This window comes from Ancylobacter lacus, assembly GCF_018390635.1.
Taxonomy (GTDB): domain Bacteria; phylum Pseudomonadota; class Alphaproteobacteria; order Rhizobiales; family Xanthobacteraceae; genus Ancylobacter; species Ancylobacter lacus.
The window spans coordinates 66,021-83,018 of the sequence record NZ_JAHBGE010000078.1 but is presented as its reverse complement, the minus strand read 5'-3'; the positions used below and the strand labels follow the sequence as shown (position 1 = coordinate 83,018).

Here is a 16,998-nt window from a genome sequence, read left to right as displayed (position 1 = left end):
GCGGCCGCCCCGTCACGGCCGCTCAGGCCGCCTTCTCAAGCTGCGCGATGACCGCGTCGCCCATGCCGGAGGTGCCGACCACCGTGGTGCCGGGGCTGGCGATGTCGCCGGTGCGGAAGCCTGCCGCCAGCGTGCCGGCGATCGCCGCCTCGATGCGATCCGCGGCCTCGGCAAGGCCGAAGGAATAGCGCAGCGCCATGGCAAGCGAGCCGATCATCGCGATCGGGTTGGCGACGCCCTTGCCGGCGATGTCGGGCGCAGCGCCATGCACGGGCTCGTAAAGCGCCCGGCGGCGACCGGAAATCTCCTCCACCGCGCCCAGCGAGGCGGAGGGCAGCATGCCGAGCGAACCGGTGAGCATCGCCGCCACGTCGGAGAGGATGTCGCCGAACAGGTTGTCGGTCACGATGACGTCGAACTGCTTGGGCGCCCGGACGAGCTGCATCGCGCAGGAATCGGCGAGCTGATGCTCCAGCACGACATCCTCGTACTCGGCGCCGTGCACCTCGCTCACGACCTGCTTCCACAGCACGCCGGTCTTCATCACATTGTGCTTCTCGGCCGACACCACCTTGTTGCGGCGGGTGCGGGCGAGTTCGAAGGCGACGCGGGCGATGCGCTCGATCTCGTAGGATTCATAAACCTGGGTGTCGATGCCGCGCTTCTGCCCGTCGGCGAGGTCCTGGATGAGCTTGGGCTCGCCGAAATACACGCCGCCGGTCAGCTCGCGCACGATCAGCATGTCGAGACCCTCGACCAGCTCCGGCTTGAGGCTGGAGGCGCCCGCCAGCGCGGGGTAGCACAGCGCGGGGCGCAGATTCGCGAACAGCTCGAGATCCTTGCGCAGCCGCAGAAGACCCGCTTCCGGGCGCGATTCATACGGCACATTCGCCCATTTGGGACCGCCCACCGCGCCCAGCAGGATGGCATCGGCAGCAAAGGCCCGCTTCATCGCCTCCTCGGAGATCGCCAGCCCGCAGGAATCATAGGCGGCGCCGCCGACCAGGTCTTCTTCCACGGCGAAGGAGGCCACCCCCGCCTTTTCGAGCCACGCGAGGATGCGCTTTACCTCCGCCATCACCTCGGTGCCGATGCCGTCGCCGGGCAGAAGCAGGAGCTTGTGGGTGGCCATGTCCGTTCCCTCGCTGTGTGCCTGTGATCAGGCTGTGTTGGGCAGAAAATTCAGGCGCGGGAGTGCTAGTCGCTGGCGGCGCGCATGGCAAGCAGATGCCACCAAAGAAAGCCGCCGGCCTCGCGGCCGGCGGCATGAAGGAACGGGTCGGGAAGCCCGGGAGAGGCCCACGCGGGGTCAGATCGTCTTCTTCGACATTTCGCCCGCGATGAAGTCGGCCTGCCGCAGCGCCAGCGCCACGATGGTCAGCGTCGGGTTCTCCGCACCGCCGGTGGTGAACTGGCTGCCGTCGGACACGAACAGGTTCGGGATGTCGTGGGTCTGGCCGTGCTTGTTCACCACGCCGTCCCGCGCCTTCTCGCTCATCCGGTTGGTGCCGAGATTGTGGGTGGAGGGATAGGGCGGGGTCGGCATGGTGCGGGTGGCGCCGACGAGATCGTACATCGCCATGCCCTGCCGATAGGCGTGGTTGCGCATCGCGACGTCGTTGGGGTGATCGTCGAAATGCACGTTCGCCACCGGCATCCCGTTCTTGTCCTTCACCTCGGTGTTGAGGGTGACGCGGTTGGTCTCCTGCGGCATGTCCTCGCCCACCAGCCACATGCCGGCCATGTTGACATAGCCGTCCATGGCGGAGGTGAAGGAGCGGCCCCAGCCGCCGGGATTGAGGAAGGCGGCCATGAAGGGCACGCCGAGCGACAGCGTCTCCATCTCGTAGCCGCCGACGAAGCCGCGGGAGCTGTCGAACTTCGCCTCGTCCCGCACCACGCCGGCCATGGTGGTGCCGCGATACATGTGCACCGGCTTCTCGAAGATGCCGTAGACCGAGCCGGTCATGTGCCGCATGTAGTTGCGCCCGACCTGGCCGGAGGAGTTGGCGAGGCCGTCCGGGAACATGTTGCTGGCGGAGTTGAGCAGCAGGCGCGGGCTTTCGATGGAATTGCCCGCCACCGCGACGATCCGCGCCTTCTGGCGCTGGGTCTTGCCCTCGCCGTCGACATAGACCACGCCGGTGACCTTGCCGGTCGCGTCGTGCTCGATCTTCAGCACCATGCATTCCGGCCGCACCTCGAGATTGCCGGTCGCCTCGCCGACCGGAATCTCGGCGATGAGGGTCGACCATTTCGCGCCGGACTTGCAGCCCTGGAAGCAGAAGCCGATCTGCTGGCAGGAGCCGCGATCGTGGCGGGGCTGGCTGTTGATCGCCATGTGCCCGGTGGAGACCTCCTTGTAGCCGATCTTCTTCGCGCCGGCCTCGAACACCTTGAAGTTGTTGTTGCCGGGAAGGCCCGGAATGCCGTTGGTGCGGGTGACGCCCATGCGGTCCTCGGCCTTGGCGTACCACGGCTCCAGCTCGGCGAGGGTGATCGGCCAGTCCATGAGGTTGGCACCCTCGATGTCGCCATAGACGGTGCGGGTGCGGAACTCGTGCTCCTGGAATCGCAGCGAGGCGCCGGCCCAGTGCACCGAGGAACCGCCGACCGACTTCACGATCCACGCCGGGAGGTTCGGGAAATTCTTGTGCACGCGCCACGAACCCGAGGTGGTGCGCATGTCGGTCCAGGCGAGCTGGGCGAAGCTCTCCCACTCGTTGTTGACGAAGTCTTCCATGTTGTGGCGCCTGCCGGCCTCAAGGATGACGACCTTGATGCCCTTCAGCGCGAGTTCGGTGCCGAGCGTGCCGCCGCCGGCACCCGAGCCGACGATCACCACCAGCGAATCGTCGTTGAGATCGAAAGGAGCTGCCATGTCCGCCTCCCCTCACAGCCAGGAAATGTCGCTGAAGCCGCGGTCGATGTAACCGCCCTTGTCGGCCGAGGAGCCCTCGTAGCCGAAGATCGGCCACACCTCCTCCTGGTTGTAGAGGCCGACCACGAGACCGCCACGCACCTTCTCGAAGAAGGGCCCGCCCTCGATCTGCTGGAGGATGGCGACACGCTGCTCCTCCCAGCCGACATCGGCATAGGGCACGCCGTGCTTGGCCTGGGCGAGGGTGTCGAGCGTGGCGACGCCGTTCTCGACCAGCGCCTTCAGCGCGGGGTCGCTGGCGCCGGTCTCGTAGGGCTTCATCGCCACGGCATAGTTGCGGTCGGGGATGCGGTCGTGGGGATAGATGTCGCGCGCCATGATGATGAGCGTGCGCATCGTCTCCGGCTTCAGGTTCGTGACCTCGAGCCCCCACGCTTCGCGCGGGTTCATGACGGCGGGGCCGGCAACCAGCAGGGCGCCCGCGGCGCCGATGCCGGCGAGAAGCGCGCGCCGCGACGGCCCGCGCTTGTCGATCAGGGTGGTCATGGGCTTCCTCCTTTTAGTATTATTATGTATTCGCCGCCGGTTTAACCGGTTACGGCGCCTTATATGAGACTATCTATAACGCCCGTGCTTTTGAAGAACCTCGATCTTGTAGCCATCGGGATCCGTGACGAAGAAAAACTTCGCGAGCAGCGCGCCGTCGCGGAAGAACTCCTTCACCGGATTGGGGGAAAGTTCGAGCGCCGTGAAACGGGCATGCTCGGCCTCGAGGTCATCCACCGCGAAGGCGACATGGCCGTAGCCATCGCCGAGCTGGTAGGGCTCCGAGCGGCCGTGATTGATCGTCAGCTCGATCTCGAAATCGGCGTCCGCATTGCGGAGGTAGACGAGCGTGAAACCGTCGAACGCGAAGCGGTCGGCAATGGCGAGGCCGAACGCCTTCTCGTAGAACGCAACCGACCGCGCCTCGTCGAGCACGCGGATCATCATGTGTATGGCCTTGGCCAACCGGCATCTCCCTTGAGCGAAACAGGATCGCCAAGGGATGCTAGGCCGATGCGCGGCGGCGTGGTGGTAGACGGCTAGCACATGGCGGCAACCGGCCGACGCGCTATTCCGCCGCCGTCAGATGAACCATGCGGGTGTCGCAGATGCGCCGGGCGGCCTCGCGCGGGGTCGGCATCTTCTGGCTGCCGCGGACCTCGCCGAGATAGATCAGGCAGGAGCAGCGCAGCAGCGAGGCGAAGTTCCTGACCTCGCCATGCAGGTTCAGCACCTCGTCGTGCAGCGTGGTGACGAACTTGCCGAGGCTCATGCCCTGATGGGCGGCGACTTCCTCGAGAATGGTCCAGAACGCGGCTTCCAGCCGGATCGAGGTCGAATGGCCGCCGATCCGCACCGAGCGGGTCTGGCTGTCATAGGTCTCGGGCGCTTGGCCCGCGAAGATGTGGCACATGGGACGTCTCCCGGAACGTTCGTTGTTTTGTTTCGAACGATTCCACTCCCGAAGCGCCCGGGTGTAAAGTCAGAAAAAGGTCAACCGCGGCGGCGGGCCGTCACCTCGATCTCGATCTTCATCTGCGGTTGCAGCAGGCCGGCGACGATCAGTGTCGCGGCCGGGCGCGCGGTCCTGAAGTACTGGCCGAAGATCGGGAACACGGTGTCGGCATAGTCGGCGCGGGTCACGATGTAGCGCACCCGCACCACGTCATCGAGGCTGGCACCGGCTTCGGCGAGGGCGGCCGCGATGTTGCGGAAGCAGCCATGGGTCTGCTCGGCCAGATCCTCCGGCAGCGACATGTCGGCATAGTCGTAGCCGGTGGTGCCGGAGACGAAGATGAAGTCGCCCTCCACAACGGCGCGGGAATAGCCCGCCACCGCCTCGAAGGGCGAGCCGGAGGAGATGAGGCGGCGCTCGCTCATGACCGCGCCTGCCCTTTAGGCCCGCCGACGCCGGCCCGGCTCGCGCCCAGCCGGCTCACGCCCACGGCCGCTCGGCCTCGAGCCGGCTCTCGAAGGCGGCGATCCTGTCTTCCTTCACCTTGGTGAGGCCGATGTCGTCGAGCCCGTTCAGCAGGCAGTGCTTGCGGTGCGCATCGATCTCGAAGCCGATGGTGCCGCCGTCCGGCCCGGTGATGGTCTGGCTCTCAAGATCGACCGTGATCCGGGCATTGGCGCCGCGGGAGGCGTCGTCGAACAGCGCCTTGAGCTGCTCCGGTGTCACCTTGATCGGCAGGATGCCGTTCTTGAAGCAGTTATTGTAGAAGATGTCGGCGAAGGACGTGGAGATCACGCAGCGGATGCCGAAATCGAGCAGCGCCCACGGGGCGTGCTCGCGGGAGGAGCCGCAGCCGAAATTGTCACCGGCGATCAGGATCGAGGCGCCCTTGTAGCTCGGCTTGTTCAGCACGAAGTCGGGATTGTCGGAGCCGTCGTCGAGATAGCGCAGCTCGGAGAACAGGCCCTTGCCGAGGCCGGTGCGCTTGATCGTCTTCAGGTACTGCTTGGGGATGATCATGTCGGTGTCGACATTGACCAGCGGCAGCGGCGCCGCGACGCTCGTGAGGGTGGTGAACTTGTCCATCGTCTGGGTTCCCGGCTCGGGCGGCGCGGGGGCCGCCCTTTGTGGCGTTTCTAGTCGGTCCGGCGGGTCGATGCAAAAGGGCGGGGCTCAGCCCGCCTCGCGCTCGACCCGCTCCATGTCGTCGTCGGAGAGGCCGAAATGGTGGCCGATCTCGTGGATGAGCACATGGCTCACGATCCGGCCAAGGGTCTCCTCGTGCTCGGCCCAGTAGTCGAGGATGGGCCGGCGGTAGAGGTGGATCATGTTCGGCATGGCGAAGGACGCGCTCTCGCCCGCCTGCGCCAGCCCGACGCCCTGGAACAGGCCGAGCAGGTCGAACTCGCTCTCCGCCTCCAGCTCCTCCAGCACGTCCTCGGTGGGGAAGTCCTCCACCCGGATCACCATGTTCCCGCACATGTCGCGGAAACGGCGGGGAAGCCGGGCGAAGGCCGCCTCGGCCATCACCTCGATTTCGGCGAGGGTCGGCGCCTTCAGGCGGCGCAGGGCGGCAATCTCGTCGGTCATCGGCGCCTCATCTGAGGTAGGTGGCGATAAAATGATAGGCGAGAACAAGGCAGGCCAGCACGGCAAGGCCGCGCCCGATGCGGCGCCCCCAGCGCTCGGCCCAGTCGTCCGGCGGCGGGGAACCCTGTGAATCCGGGCTCATGGCGTCCCCCCCGGCCGGCACGCCATCCCGGCGGCAACCGCCGCCATCCCGGGGCATTGCGGCGGCGGAACGGCACCGCCGCACCGGCGCCCGCATGTTGAACGCCGCCTGAACCGCCCCCTCAAGCCTCGTTCATGCCCAGAGGCCTTCTCTTGCGTCAGGCCCGATCGTGACGCCGTCCTCACGCTCCGTCCCGCCGCCAGCCCCCGCCCGACAGACTGGCGCGGGACATGGCGGGCAGGCCGGAACGCACCGTCCCTCCCCGGCGTTGCCGGGATCAGAAGACGATGCAGCGCCACGACCGCGGCGACCGCATCTCCTCCCACCGCCCGCACTGCGCGGCCGGCCCCGGAGGACCACACCGTTCGAGGAGTGCTCGGCATGACTTCCACCCTCAAGATCGGCGCCTCTGTCGCCATGGCGCTGGCCCTCTTCAGTCTCGCGCCGGCGGAAGCCGCCCCGCTGCAGCCGCAGGCGATCGGCGCCGCCGCCGACGAGGCCCCACCCCTCGCCATGGACGTGCGCGACAATGGCGGACCCGGCTGGAACGGCGGTGGGCCGGGCTGGAACGGCGGCGGGCCGGGCTGGAACGGCGGCGGGCCCGGCTGGAACCGTGGCCCCGGCTGGAACGGGCGCGGCCCGGGCTGGAACCGCGGCGGTCCCGGCTGGAACGGCGGTCCGCGCTGGGGTCGCGGCGGCTATTACGGTGGCGGCCCGCGCTATTACGGGCGCGGACCCGGCTATTACGGCCCCCGCTATTACGGCGGCGGCTATTACGGCAACGGCTGGAACGGCGCCGGCGCCGGAGCGGGCTTCGTCACCGGCCTTGCCCTCGGCGCCATGACCGCCGCGCCTTATGCCCAGGGCGGCAATTGCGGCTACGTCGCGGTGCCGCGCTGGCGCTATGGCCAGCAGGTCTATGTGCAGCGCTGGCGCTGCTGGTAGGACCGGCGACGCGAACGAGCCCGGCCGTCGGCCGGGCTCGGCCCGTCAGGCCACCTTCGGCCAGTTCCGCACGTCGACGAAACGGCCGGCGATGGCCGCCGCCGCCGCCATGGCCGGCGACACGAGATGGGTGCGGCCCTTATAGCCCTGGCGTCCCTCGAAATTGCGGTTCGAGGTGGAGGCGCAGCGCTCCTCCGGGCCGAGCTTGTCGGCGTTCATCGCGAGGCACATGGAGCAGCCCGGCTCGCGCCAGTCGAACCCGGCGGCGCGGAACACGGCGTCCAATCCCTCGGCCTCGGCCTGCGCCTTCACCAGCCCCGAGCCCGGCACGACCATGCCGGAGACGCCCTCGCGCACCTTCTGCCCGCGCACGATGGCGGCGGCGGCGCGCAGATCCTCGATGCGGGCATTGGTGCAGGAGCCGATGAACACCTTGTCGATGGCGATGTCGGTGATCTTGGTGCCGGCCTTGAGGCCCATATAGGCCAGGGCGCGGCGCTTGGCCTCGCGCTTGCCCTCGTCCTCGATGAGATCGGGGTCCGGCACCGCGCCCTCGACCGAGATGACGTCCTCCGGGCTGGTGCCCCAGCTCACGATGGGCGGCAGGGCGCCGCCGTCGAGCCGCACGATGTGGTCGAAGAAGGCGTCGTCGTCGGTGTGCAGCGTCTCCCAGTAGCGCAGGGCGGCGTCCCATGCCGCGCCCTTGGGCGCGCGGGGGCGGTCCTTCACATAGGCGAAGGTCTTCTCGTCGGGAGCCACCATGCCGGCGCGGGCACCGCCCTCGATCGACATGTTGCAGACCGTCATGCGGCCTTCCATCGACAGCGCGCGGAACACCTCGCCGGCATATTCGATGACGTAGCCGGTGCCGCCGGCGGTGCCGGTGGCGCCGATGATCGCCAGCGTCACGTCCTTGGCGGTCACGCCTTCGGGCAGCGTGCCGTCGACGATGACGCGCATGTTCTTGGCCTTGCGCTGGATCAGCGTCTGGGTGGCGAGCACATGCTCCACCTCCGAGGTGCCGATGCCGTGGGCCAGCGCGCCGAACGCGCCATGGGTGGAGGTGTGGCTGTCGCCGCAGACGATGGTGGTGCCCGGCAGGGTGAAGCCCTGCTCCGGCCCGATGACGTGGACGATGCCCTGGCGGCGGTCGAGTTCGTTGAAATACTCGATGCCGAAGTCACGGGCGTTCTCGGCCAGCGTCTCGACCTGGGTGCGGCTCTCGGGATCGTCGATGCCGAAGCGGCGGTCGGAGGTGGGGACGTTGTGGTCCACCACCGCCAGCGTCTTCTGCGGCGCGTGCACCTTGCGGCCGGCGATGCGCAGCCCCTCGAAGGCCTGCGGGCTGGTCACCTCGTGGACGAGGTGGCGGTCGATGTAGAGCAGGCAGGTGCCATCGGGCTGGCGGTCGACGACGTGGTCGTCGAAGATCTTGTCATACAGGGTACGCGGAGCGGACGGGCTCATCTCGGGCGTCTCATCGCAGGGAAAACAGGAAAACGGGCGCGGGCGGGCCACAGGGCACCGCGGGCAGGCGCAGCCGGGAGGCGAGCCTCCGGGATGCGCTCAGCGAAGGCCCGCCACCGCGCAGGCCGTGAAGCGACCGAAGAACCGGGCCGGCAGGCGCACATGGTCCGGCACGGCGGCAAAACCGATCGTGGTCGGCAGGCGACGACGTCGCTCGGGACGCGCGCACGCGCTCTCCCGATTCCTGCCGCCACCGAAGAACCTGACCGTCATCATGGAACGTTTCTACCAAGGAGCCGGCGCCAACACAATCGGCCCGGCCATCGCCGCGCCGGTGTCTTCGCCGTTAGATCGGGGGCCGGCGCGCGCGATTCAAGCGCCGCCGACTTGAATAAAGTATTCCAGGACGACAGCTCTCCCCTTTTGTCGCACCTGACTTAGGGTCAAGAAGAGATGGCCGGAACAGCTACGCTGCGCTAGAGTTTTCGCTACGTCATACGACGTAGAGGAAAGGCGAGCGGAGTTGCCATGCGTGTCAGCGATATCGGCCTTGTGATCGCGACGCTTGGGGCCCTTTTCCTCTATGAGGGCCGCAACCGCACCGACCTCACCGTCGCCTCCGCACGTGCGGACGAGCCGAAGATGATCACCTGCCCGCTGCGCCAGCCCGACTTCGCCACCGTGATGCAGGCGGCTTTCCTCGGCGACGGCACGCTGATCGTGGAACAGCAGACCCGCACCCGCGTCCGCCACATCAAGGATTGCTGAGTCCGGCGCGGCATAGGTCCCGTCCCGCCGCTGGCCGCGTCGGGCGCACGGCGATCGCGCACGGCAGCCATCCGAAACAATTGGACAAAACAAAACGGCCGGGAGCGTGTCCCGGCCGTCGAATCACACATGGAGGGAGCCGGACGCGGTCCGGCGCCGCCTCATTCGGCCGCGGTGCTGGCCGCCTTCTTCGCGGCGCGCTCGCCCGGCTTCTCCTGACGCTCGGCGATGCGGGCCGACTTGCCGCGACGGTCGCGCAGGTAATAGAGCTTCGCGCGGCGGACCTTGCCGCGACGCACCACCTTCAGGCTGTCGATGTTCGGGGAGTAGAGCGGGAACACGCGCTCGACGCCCTCGCCATACGAAATCTTGCGAACGGTGAAGTTCTCGTTGATGCCGCCGCCGGAGCGGGCGATCACCACGCCTTCATAGGCCTGCACGCGGGTGCGCTCGCCTTCCTTCACCTTGACGTTCACGATCACCGTGTCGCCGGGCTGGAAGTCGGGCAGCGTCTTGACCGCCGAGAGCTTCTCGATCTGCTCGTTGTCGAGCTGCTGAATGATATCGACCATAGGATCACCTCAGGCGCATGTCACGGCAAGCCGGCATACGCATCTTGCTGTTGTCAGTTGGAACAGTGATGGCGCGCCCTATACGCGATGCCGGGTGGCTTGTCATGCCTTTTCGGTCGCGGAACCGTCATGCGGGGCGCAATGGGCGGCCCACAGGTCCGGCCGCCGCTCGCGGGTGGCGGCCTCGGCCTGCGCGCGGCGCCAGCGCGCCACCCGGGCGTGATCGCCGGAGGTGAGCACCTCCGGGATGCCCACCCCTTCGAACAGCGCCGGCCGGGTGTATTGCGGGTATTCCAGCAGCCCGGCGGAAAAACTCTCCTCCGTGCCCGAATCGGGATGGCCCATCACCCCGGGCAGCAGACGCACGCAGGCGTCGAGCAGCAGCAGCGCGCCGATCTCCCCGCCGGAGAGCACCACATCGGCGACGCTGACCTCCTCCAGCCCGCGCGCCGCCATCAGCCGCTCGTCGATGCCCTCGAAGCGGCCGCACACCACCACGACCCCCTCGCCCGCCGCAAGCTCCCGCACGCGGGCCTGGGTCAGCGGGCGGCCGCGCGGTGTCATGACGAGCCGCGGGCGGCCATCGCCCGCCGGGGCGGCGGCATCGATGGCCCGCGCCAGCACATCGACGCGCATCACCATGCCCGGCCCGCCCCCGGCGGGGGTGTCGTCCACGGAACGGTGGCGGTCGGTGGCGTGGTCGCGCGGGTCCACCGTCTCCAGCGCCCAGGTGCCGGCGCCGAGCGCCCGCCCCGCCAGCGAGAGGCCGAGCGGGCCGGGAAACATCTCGGGAAACAGGGTGACGATGCCGGCACGCCACATGCGGCTCAGTCCTTGCCGGCGCCGGCCTCGCGGTCCGGCTCCCTGTCGGGATCGGCCTCCGCCGGCGGCTCGTCCTCGCCCACCCAGCCGGTGGCGTCCACGACGACGCGGCCGGACGCAAGGTCCACCACCGGCACCGCCGCGCGGGTGAAGGGCACCAGCACGGTCTTGCCGCCGCCCTCCGGCGCGATCTCGACAATGTCGCCGGCGCCGAAATCATGCACCGCCAGCACGGTGCCGAACGCGGCGCCCTCCGGCGTCACCGCCGCCAGTCCGATGAGGTCGGCGTGGTAGAAATCGTCCTCGTCCTCGGTCGGGGGCAGCGCATCGCGGCTGACATGCAGGCCGAGATTGGTGAGCGCCTCGGCGGCTTCGCGGGTGGCGATGCCCTCGAGCCGCGCGACGAAATGGTCCTTGGCCGGCCGCAGCGCGAGCAGGCGCAGCCGGCGGGCGCCGGTCTCGTCGGTGAGGAAGGGGTAGTCCAGCAGGCTCGCGGGGTCCTGCGCGAACACGAACAGCCGCACCTCGCCCCTCACGCCGTGAGGAGCGCCGATGCGGGCGAGCAGGATGCGGTCGGCGGGCATGGCGTTCGACCTCTCGGCACGCCTCGCGAGCGGCTCGGAAGCGGGAAGAGCGGCGGGGCGCCGGCACGGGCGCCCTCGCCCCGGCATCGCGACGGGCAGGCCGGGCGCGAACGCCCGGCCAGGACCTCACTCGGCGGACGCGGCGGCGGCAGCGGCCTCGGCGGCCTTCGCGGCGGCGGCGGCGCGCTCCTGCGCCTTCTTGCCGGGCACGGCCTTCTCGGGGTTGTTGCGCGCGGGACGCTTCACCAGGTCGAGGCTGTCGAGGAAGCGGGCGACGCGGTCGGTCGGCTGGGCGCCCTTTTCAAGCCAGGCCTTGGCCTTCTCGGCGTCGAGGGTGAAGCGATCGGCGGCGTCCTTCGGCTTCAGCGGGTCGAAGGTGCCGATCTTCTCGATGAAGCGGCCATCGCGCGGGGAGCGCGAGTCGGCGACGACGATGCGGTAGTAGGGGCGCTTCTTGGCGCCGCCGCGGGCGAGGCGGATCTTCAGGGACATGGTCTTTCCTTTCAGTACAGTCTGTCAGTCGGCTTGTCGGCACCCGCCGTCATCCCGGGCGGCACCGCGGCGCCGTCCGGGATGACGACCGGCGGTCGTCACTTCTTCTTCTCCGGGCCCTTGCCGAAGCCCGGCAGGCCGGGCAGCCCGCCCGGCTTGCCGAGGCCGGGAAGGCCGGGCAGGTTTCCGGGGAATTTGGAGGGCAGCCCGCCACCGGGCATGCCGCCGGGCAGCCCGCCCGGCATCTTTTCGGCCATCTGCTTGAGCTGCTCGGGGCTGGGCATGCCGCCCCCGCCACCGAGGCCGAACATGGAGGCGAGGCCGGCCATCGGCCCGCGCTTGCCGGCGGCGCCGCCCATCATCTTCATCATGTCCGCCATCTGGCGGTGCAGCTTCATCAGCCGGTTGATGTCCTCGACCTTGGTGCCGGAGCCGGCGGCGATGCGCTTGCGGCGGGAGGCGTCGAGCAGCTTCGGGTTGCGCCGCTCCTTGCGGGTCATCGAATCGATGATGGCCTTCTGCCGCTTGACCAGCTTGTCGTCGAGGCCGGCGGCGGCCATCTGGTTCTTCATCTTGCCGACGCCGGGCAGCATGCCCATCAGCCCGCCGAGGCCGCCGAGCTTCTCCATCTGCTCGAGCTGCATGCGCAGGTCCTCGAGATCGAAGGTGCCCTTGCGCATCCGCTCGGCAGCGGCCATCGCCTTTTCGGCGTCGATGTTCTCGACCGCCTTCTCGACCAGCGAGACGACGTCGCCCATGCCGAGGATGCGGCCGGCGACGCGGCGGGGATCGAAATCCTCCAGCGCGTCCATCTTCTCGCCGGTGCCGAGCAGCTTGATCGGCTTGCCGGTGACGGCGCGCATGGAGAGCGCGGCGCCGCCGCGGCCATCGCCATCGGCGCGGGTCAGCACGATGCCGGTGAGCCCGACCCGCTCGTCGAAGGCCTTGGCGGTGATCACCGCGTCCTGGCCGGTGAGGCTGTCGGCGACGAGGATGACCTCGTGCGGGCGGGTGACCTGCTTGACCTCGGCGACCTCGGCCATCAGCGCCTCGTCGAGGGTGACGCGGCCGGCGGTGTCGAGCATCACGACGTCGAAGCCGCCGAGCCGGGCGGCGTCCATGGCCCGGCGGGCGATCTGCACCGCGCTCTGGCCGGCGATGATCGGCAGGGTCTGGACCTCGACCTGCTTGCCGAGCGTGGCGAGCTGCTCCATCGCCGCGGGGCGGCGGGTGTCGAGCGAGGCCATCAGCACCTTGCGGTTGCTCCGCTCGGTGAGGCGCTTGGCGATCTTGGCGGTGGAGGTGGTCTTGCCCGAGCCCTGCAGGCCGACCATCAGCACCGCGACCGGCGGGGCGGCGTCGAGGTCGATCGGCTTGGCGTCGGAGCCGAGCATGGCGACCAGCTCGTCATGGACGATCTTGACCACCATCTGGCCGGGGGTGATCGACTTCACCACCTCGGCACCGATCGCCCGGCCGCGGACCCGGTCGGTGAAGGAGCGCACCACGTCCAGCGCGACGTCGGCCTCGATCAGGGCCCGGCGCACCTCGCGCATGGCCTCGTTCACGTCGCCCTCGGTCAGGGCGCCGCGCCGCTTCAGCCGGTCGAGTATCCCGCCAAGGCGGTCGCTCAGTGAATCGAACATGCGTTCGCTCGCTCCATCGGTTCCTGCGATCTGCGCAATGCCGAACGCGCCCGAGGGCGCTCAGCGCTGTCGGGCGTGGACCTCCGGCCTCAGGGACCGGGCGGCGGGACGGCTCGCGGAGAGTGCGAGGATGGGCGGGAGATACGCGCGGCGCCCCGCGAAGTCAAGATTGGCGGGCCCCGGCCGGCTTTGGCGCCGCCGCGAGGAGCGCCCGGCCGGCCCCGCCCGCGCCGGCTTGACCCAGGTCACGGCGCCGTAACAGCGCGCCCCTAGCTTCGCGCCGACATCTGCGGAGGCGATGATGAACGTTCAGGACAGCGTGCCGGCGGCATTCGAGGACACGGTGGGCGACACCGCGCTGCGCGAGGCGCTGGAGGCGCTGCGCCGGGCGGTGCTGGACGAGGCGGCGCCGCTGGCGGCGCGCTTCGCCGCGCTGGCGGGTCGGGAGGACGACGCCCTCGCCAATCTCGCCCATTACCTCGCGCTGCGCCACCACGACCTGCGCGCGCTGCAGCGGCAGCTCATGCGGCGCGGCCTCTCCTCCCTCGGCCGGCTGGAGGGCCGGGTGCTGCCCACGCTGGACTCGGTGATCGCCGCCGCGAGCGCGCTGGAAGGCCGCCCCTCCCCCACCGTCCCGCCGGACGCCGCCACCTTCTTTGCCGGGGAAAACCGGCTCGATGCCGCCAGCGAGACGATCTTCGGCGCCGAGCCGGCGGGCCGCTACACCCGCATCATGGTGACGCTGCCGAGCGAGGCGGCCGGCGACCCCGCCTATGTGCTCTCCCTCGCCCGCCACGGCATGGATGTCGCGCGCATCAACTGCGCCCATGACGACGCCGCCGCGTGGCGCGCCATGGCCGGGCATGTCCGCGCCGCCGGCGAGGCGCTCGGCCGCCGCATCACCGTGCTGATGGACATTGCCGGCCCCAAGATCCGCACCGGCGCGGTGCTGCCGATGAAGAAAGGCAAGCCGGACGGACGGCTGCGGACCGGGGACGCGCTGCGCCTCGTCGCCCATGGCGCGCCGCGCATCGACGAGGACGCCGCCTTCTCCGCCGCCGTCTCGCTGCCGGAGATCGTCACCCGGCTGACGGTGGGCGACCGGGTGCGCTACGACGACGGCAAGGTGGAGGGCGTGGTCGAGAGCGTTTCCGGCGACGAGGCCATCATCCGCATCCGCCACGCCCGCGCCGACGGCACCAGGCTGAAGCCGGAGAAGGGCATCAACCTGCCCGACACCGCGCTCGGCCTCTCCCCGCTGACGGCGAAGGATACGGACGATCTCGCCACCGTGCTCGAATGCGCCGACCTGCTCGGCTACTCCTTCGTCAGCCGGCCGGAGGACATCGACCTGCTCGACGCCGCCATCGCGCGGCTCGGCACCGGCCGCCCGCTGGGGCTGATGGCGAAGGTGGAGCGGCCGGAAGCGCTGGCCAACCTGCCGGACCTCATCGCCCGCGCCGCCCGGCGCGGCCCCTTCAGCGTGATGATCGCGCGCGGCGATCTCGCCGCCGAGATCGGCTTCGAGCGGATGGCGGAGATGCAGGAGGAACTGCTCTGGATCTGCGAGGCCGCCGCCGTTCCGGCGATCTGGGCGACGCAGGTGCTGGAAGACCTCGTGCGCGACGGCACCCCCTCGCGCGGCGAGATGACCGACGCCGCCATGGCGGCCCGGGCCGAATGCGTGATGCTCAACAAGGGCCCGGCGGTGGAAGAGGCGATCGACCTGCTGGACCGCCTGCTCGGCCGCATGAGCGCGCATCTGGACAAGAAGACGCCGACGCTGCGCGCGCTGCAGTCCTGGTAGGGTCCGGCCCGCCCTGCCAGCGCGCCGCGCACGGCGCCTATGCACGCCGTCCAGCCAGACAACCCGACCGGTCTCCCAGACCACCCGGCGCAACCGCCGGGTGGTATGCCGTTGCGCCATGACCTGTGGGCATGATGCCCAATGAAAAGGCCATTACGCATAATATGCATGCACATTACTTCTATTTTGTTGCAATTTTCTACTGTTGCGGTTTTCTCGTGTACCGGCCGACTGGCCACGCACCCTGGATATTCCAGCCTCGCAGAACACTTGAGACGCGCGATGCCACATCGGCACTTGACCACCGAGCGGGAGCCCGCGCCCGCCAGGCGCATCGCGGCGTCATGGATCGAACTCGACACCCTCTATTATGCCGCGCTGCTGGGGCTCGCCGTCTTCGTGTGGGCGATGTTCGGCATCGTCACCCGCACCGCCGGCCATCTCGCCGCGTTCTGGCCCGCCAATGCGCTGATGCTGGGGGCGATGGTGCGGTTTCCCATGCTGGCCAACCCGCTCTCCTGGGTGTTCGCGGCGCTGGGCTTCGTGCTCGCCGACCTCGCGAGCGGCGGCAGCTTCCACCTGACGATGCTGCTCAGCGCCGCCAATCTGTCCGGCGTCGCGGTGGGCTACATCGCCTTCGGCATGGTGGGCGAGGAGGACCGGCGCCTTGCCCGGCCGGGCTCCGTGCTCAATCTCGGCCTCGTCGCCGCCGCCGCCTCGGCCGCCGCCGCGCTGACCGGGGCGGTGATCTCGATCGCGCTCTATGGCGGCGGGTTCGGCGAGGCGTGGGTGTTCTGGTTCCTGACGGAACTGCTCAACTACATGGTCATCCTGCCGGTGATGCTCACCCTGCCGCGCGGCCTGCGCGCGGTGGTGAAAGGCGGCGCCCGCCGGGCGGCGGGGCCGGTGGCGGGCTGGGATCTGCTGCCCGCCTTCGCGCTGGCGGCGTCCGGGGCGGGGGCGATGATCGTGGGAGGCCCGGGGGCGGTCGCCTTCCCGGTGCCGGCGCTGCTCTGGTGCGCCATCCGCTATTCCATGTTCACGAGCTGCCTGCTGACGCTCGGCTTCGCCGCATCGAGCCTCATCGCCATCGCCAATGGCGGGCTCGACATCACGGTGGACGTGCACAGCGCGCAGGCGCTGCTGTCGATCCGGCTCGGCGTCACCCTCATCGCCTTCGCGCCGCTGATGGTGGCGAGCTCGATGCAGTCCAACGTGGCGCTGATGGAGCGGCTGCGGTTTCTCGCCAATCACGACCCGCTCACCAGCCTGCCGAACCGCACCGCCTTCGGCGAGCGCGCCACCCAGGCGCTCGACCGGCTGGTGATCGAGCGCGCCCCGGTGGCGATGCTCATGCTGGACATCGACCGCTTCAAATCGATCAACGACACCCACGGCCATGTCGCCGGCGACCGGGTGCTGGTCGCCTTCGCCCGGCTGCTGGAGCAGAATGTGCGCGAGCGCGACACCCTCGCCCGCATGGGCGGCGAGGAGTTCGCCGTCCTGCTGTCCGCCTGCACGGCGGCGGAGGCCGCCGCGGTGGCCGAGCGCATTTGCCGGGTGTTCGCGACGACACCGGTCGAGATCGGCCACGACCGGCGCCTCGAAGTGACGGTCAGCATCGGCGTCGCCACCGCCTGGCAGGCGCCGCCCGAGCTGGGGCCGCTGCTGATGGTGGCGGACGAGGCGCTCTATCGCGCCAAGCAGTCCGGCCGCAACCGCTGGGAGGCCTGCGACTACATCGCCGCCGGCTCGATCGGCTAGAAACGCCCGGAGGCCGC

The 16,998-nt window shown here is 69.5% G+C and carries 20 protein-coding genes; 4 read left to right on the top strand and 16 right to left on the bottom strand.

The features are described from left to right. Window positions 1–22: 22 nt before the first annotated feature. The 9 genes from leuB to KHC27_RS21930 form a co-directional block, all read right to left on the bottom strand. Window positions 23–1,132 (bottom strand): 3-isopropylmalate dehydrogenase, encoded by a 1,110-nt coding sequence (gene leuB, locus KHC27_RS19450; protein WP_213341328.1) that lies wholly within the window; start codon window positions 1,130–1,132, stop codon window positions 23–25. Between the two features lie 177 nt (window positions 1,133–1,309). After that, window positions 1,310–2,881: a GMC family oxidoreductase gene (locus KHC27_RS19445; RefSeq protein WP_213341326.1), complete on the bottom strand. Its 1,572-nt coding sequence runs from the start codon at window positions 2,879–2,881 to the stop codon at window positions 1,310–1,312. Between the two features lie 12 nt (window positions 2,882–2,893). Beyond that, window positions 2,894–3,427: a twin-arginine translocation signal domain-containing protein gene (locus KHC27_RS19440; protein ID WP_213341324.1), complete on the bottom strand. Its 534-nt coding sequence runs from the start codon at window positions 3,425–3,427 to the stop codon at window positions 2,894–2,896. Between the two features lie 69 nt (window positions 3,428–3,496). Continuing rightward, window positions 3,497–3,892, bottom strand: a complete 396-nt coding sequence (locus KHC27_RS19435) for a VOC family protein (RefSeq protein ID WP_213341322.1) — start codon at window positions 3,890–3,892, stop codon at window positions 3,497–3,499. A gap of 103 nt (window positions 3,893–3,995) precedes the next feature. Beyond that, the gene (locus tag KHC27_RS19430) at window positions 3,996–4,340 is read right to left on the bottom strand and encodes a ribbon-helix-helix domain-containing protein (RefSeq protein WP_213341320.1); all 345 of its coding nucleotides are present in this window, start codon (window positions 4,338–4,340) and stop codon (window positions 3,996–3,998) included. An 80-nt stretch (window positions 4,341–4,420) separates the two neighbouring features. Further along, a complete protein-coding gene (locus KHC27_RS19425; protein WP_213341318.1) occupies window positions 4,421–4,807 on the bottom strand; it encodes a RidA family protein in 387 nt (128 codons plus the stop codon). 55 nt (window positions 4,808–4,862) lie between these two features. Continuing rightward, complete coding sequence (gene leuD / locus KHC27_RS19420) at window positions 4,863–5,468, bottom strand: 3-isopropylmalate dehydratase small subunit (protein WP_213341316.1); 606 nt, start codon at window positions 5,466–5,468, stop codon at window positions 4,863–4,865. 87 nt (window positions 5,469–5,555) lie between these two features. Then, entirely contained in the window at window positions 5,556–5,972 is a 417-nt protein-coding gene (locus tag KHC27_RS19415) for a metallopeptidase family protein (RefSeq protein ID WP_213341314.1), read from the bottom strand. 7 nt (window positions 5,973–5,979) lie between these two features. Beyond that, window positions 5,980–6,114: a hypothetical protein gene (locus KHC27_RS21930; RefSeq protein ID WP_281417110.1), complete on the bottom strand. Its 135-nt coding sequence runs from the start codon at window positions 6,112–6,114 to the stop codon at window positions 5,980–5,982. A gap of 381 nt (window positions 6,115–6,495) precedes the next feature. Here KHC27_RS21930 and KHC27_RS19410 point away from each other — a divergent pair, with 381 nt between their 5' ends. Continuing rightward, window positions 6,496–7,059: a hypothetical protein gene (locus tag KHC27_RS19410; RefSeq protein WP_213341312.1), complete on the top strand. Its 564-nt coding sequence runs from the start codon at window positions 6,496–6,498 to the stop codon at window positions 7,057–7,059. Between the two features lie 45 nt (window positions 7,060–7,104). On the opposite strand, the gene leuC is transcribed toward KHC27_RS19410, so the two are convergent. Further along, complete coding sequence (leuC, locus tag KHC27_RS19405) at window positions 7,105–8,526, bottom strand: 3-isopropylmalate dehydratase large subunit (protein WP_213341310.1); 1,422 nt, start codon at window positions 8,524–8,526, stop codon at window positions 7,105–7,107. Window positions 8,527–8,625: 99 nt separating this feature from the next. Further along, window positions 8,626–8,802, bottom strand: a complete 177-nt coding sequence (locus tag KHC27_RS19400) for a hypothetical protein (RefSeq protein WP_213341431.1) — start codon at window positions 8,800–8,802, stop codon at window positions 8,626–8,628. A gap of 252 nt (window positions 8,803–9,054) precedes the next feature. Between KHC27_RS19400 and KHC27_RS19395 the strand changes: the two genes are divergently transcribed. After that, window positions 9,055–9,294 carry a hypothetical protein gene (locus KHC27_RS19395; RefSeq protein ID WP_213341308.1) on the top strand — a complete coding sequence of 80 codons (240 nt, stop codon included), beginning with the start codon at window positions 9,055–9,057 and terminating at the stop codon, window positions 9,292–9,294. A 161-nt stretch (window positions 9,295–9,455) separates the two neighbouring features. On the opposite strand, the gene rplS is transcribed toward KHC27_RS19395, so the two are convergent. From rplS to ffh, 5 genes are all read right to left on the bottom strand, one after another. Next, a complete protein-coding gene (gene rplS, locus KHC27_RS19390; RefSeq protein WP_213341306.1) occupies window positions 9,456–9,866 on the bottom strand; it encodes a 50S ribosomal protein L19 in 411 nt (136 codons plus the stop codon). Window positions 9,867–9,968: 102 nt separating this feature from the next. Further along, a complete protein-coding gene (gene trmD / locus KHC27_RS19385) occupies window positions 9,969–10,688 on the bottom strand; it encodes a tRNA (guanosine(37)-N1)-methyltransferase TrmD (protein WP_213341305.1) in 720 nt (239 codons plus the stop codon). Between the two features lie 5 nt (window positions 10,689–10,693). Continuing rightward, the gene (gene rimM / locus KHC27_RS19380) at window positions 10,694–11,272 is read right to left on the bottom strand and encodes a ribosome maturation factor RimM (protein WP_213341303.1); all 579 of its coding nucleotides are present in this window, start codon (window positions 11,270–11,272) and stop codon (window positions 10,694–10,696) included. A 126-nt stretch (window positions 11,273–11,398) separates the two neighbouring features. Then, the gene (gene rpsP, locus KHC27_RS19375; protein WP_213341301.1) at window positions 11,399–11,764 is read right to left on the bottom strand and encodes a 30S ribosomal protein S16; all 366 of its coding nucleotides are present in this window, start codon (window positions 11,762–11,764) and stop codon (window positions 11,399–11,401) included. A gap of 98 nt (window positions 11,765–11,862) precedes the next feature. Beyond that, window positions 11,863–13,410, bottom strand: coding sequence for a signal recognition particle protein (gene ffh / locus KHC27_RS19370; protein ID WP_213341298.1), 1,548 nt, complete (start codon window positions 13,408–13,410; stop codon window positions 11,863–11,865). A 301-nt stretch (window positions 13,411–13,711) separates the two neighbouring features. Here ffh and KHC27_RS19365 point away from each other — a divergent pair, with 301 nt between their 5' ends. Further along, window positions 13,712–15,217 (top strand): pyruvate kinase, encoded by a 1,506-nt coding sequence (locus KHC27_RS19365; protein ID WP_213341296.1) that lies wholly within the window; start codon window positions 13,712–13,714, stop codon window positions 15,215–15,217. A 282-nt stretch (window positions 15,218–15,499) separates the two neighbouring features. Then, complete coding sequence (locus KHC27_RS19360; RefSeq protein WP_213341294.1) at window positions 15,500–16,981, top strand: GGDEF domain-containing protein; 1,482 nt, start codon at window positions 15,500–15,502, stop codon at window positions 16,979–16,981. The last annotated feature ends 17 nt before the right edge of the window (window positions 16,982–16,998 follow it).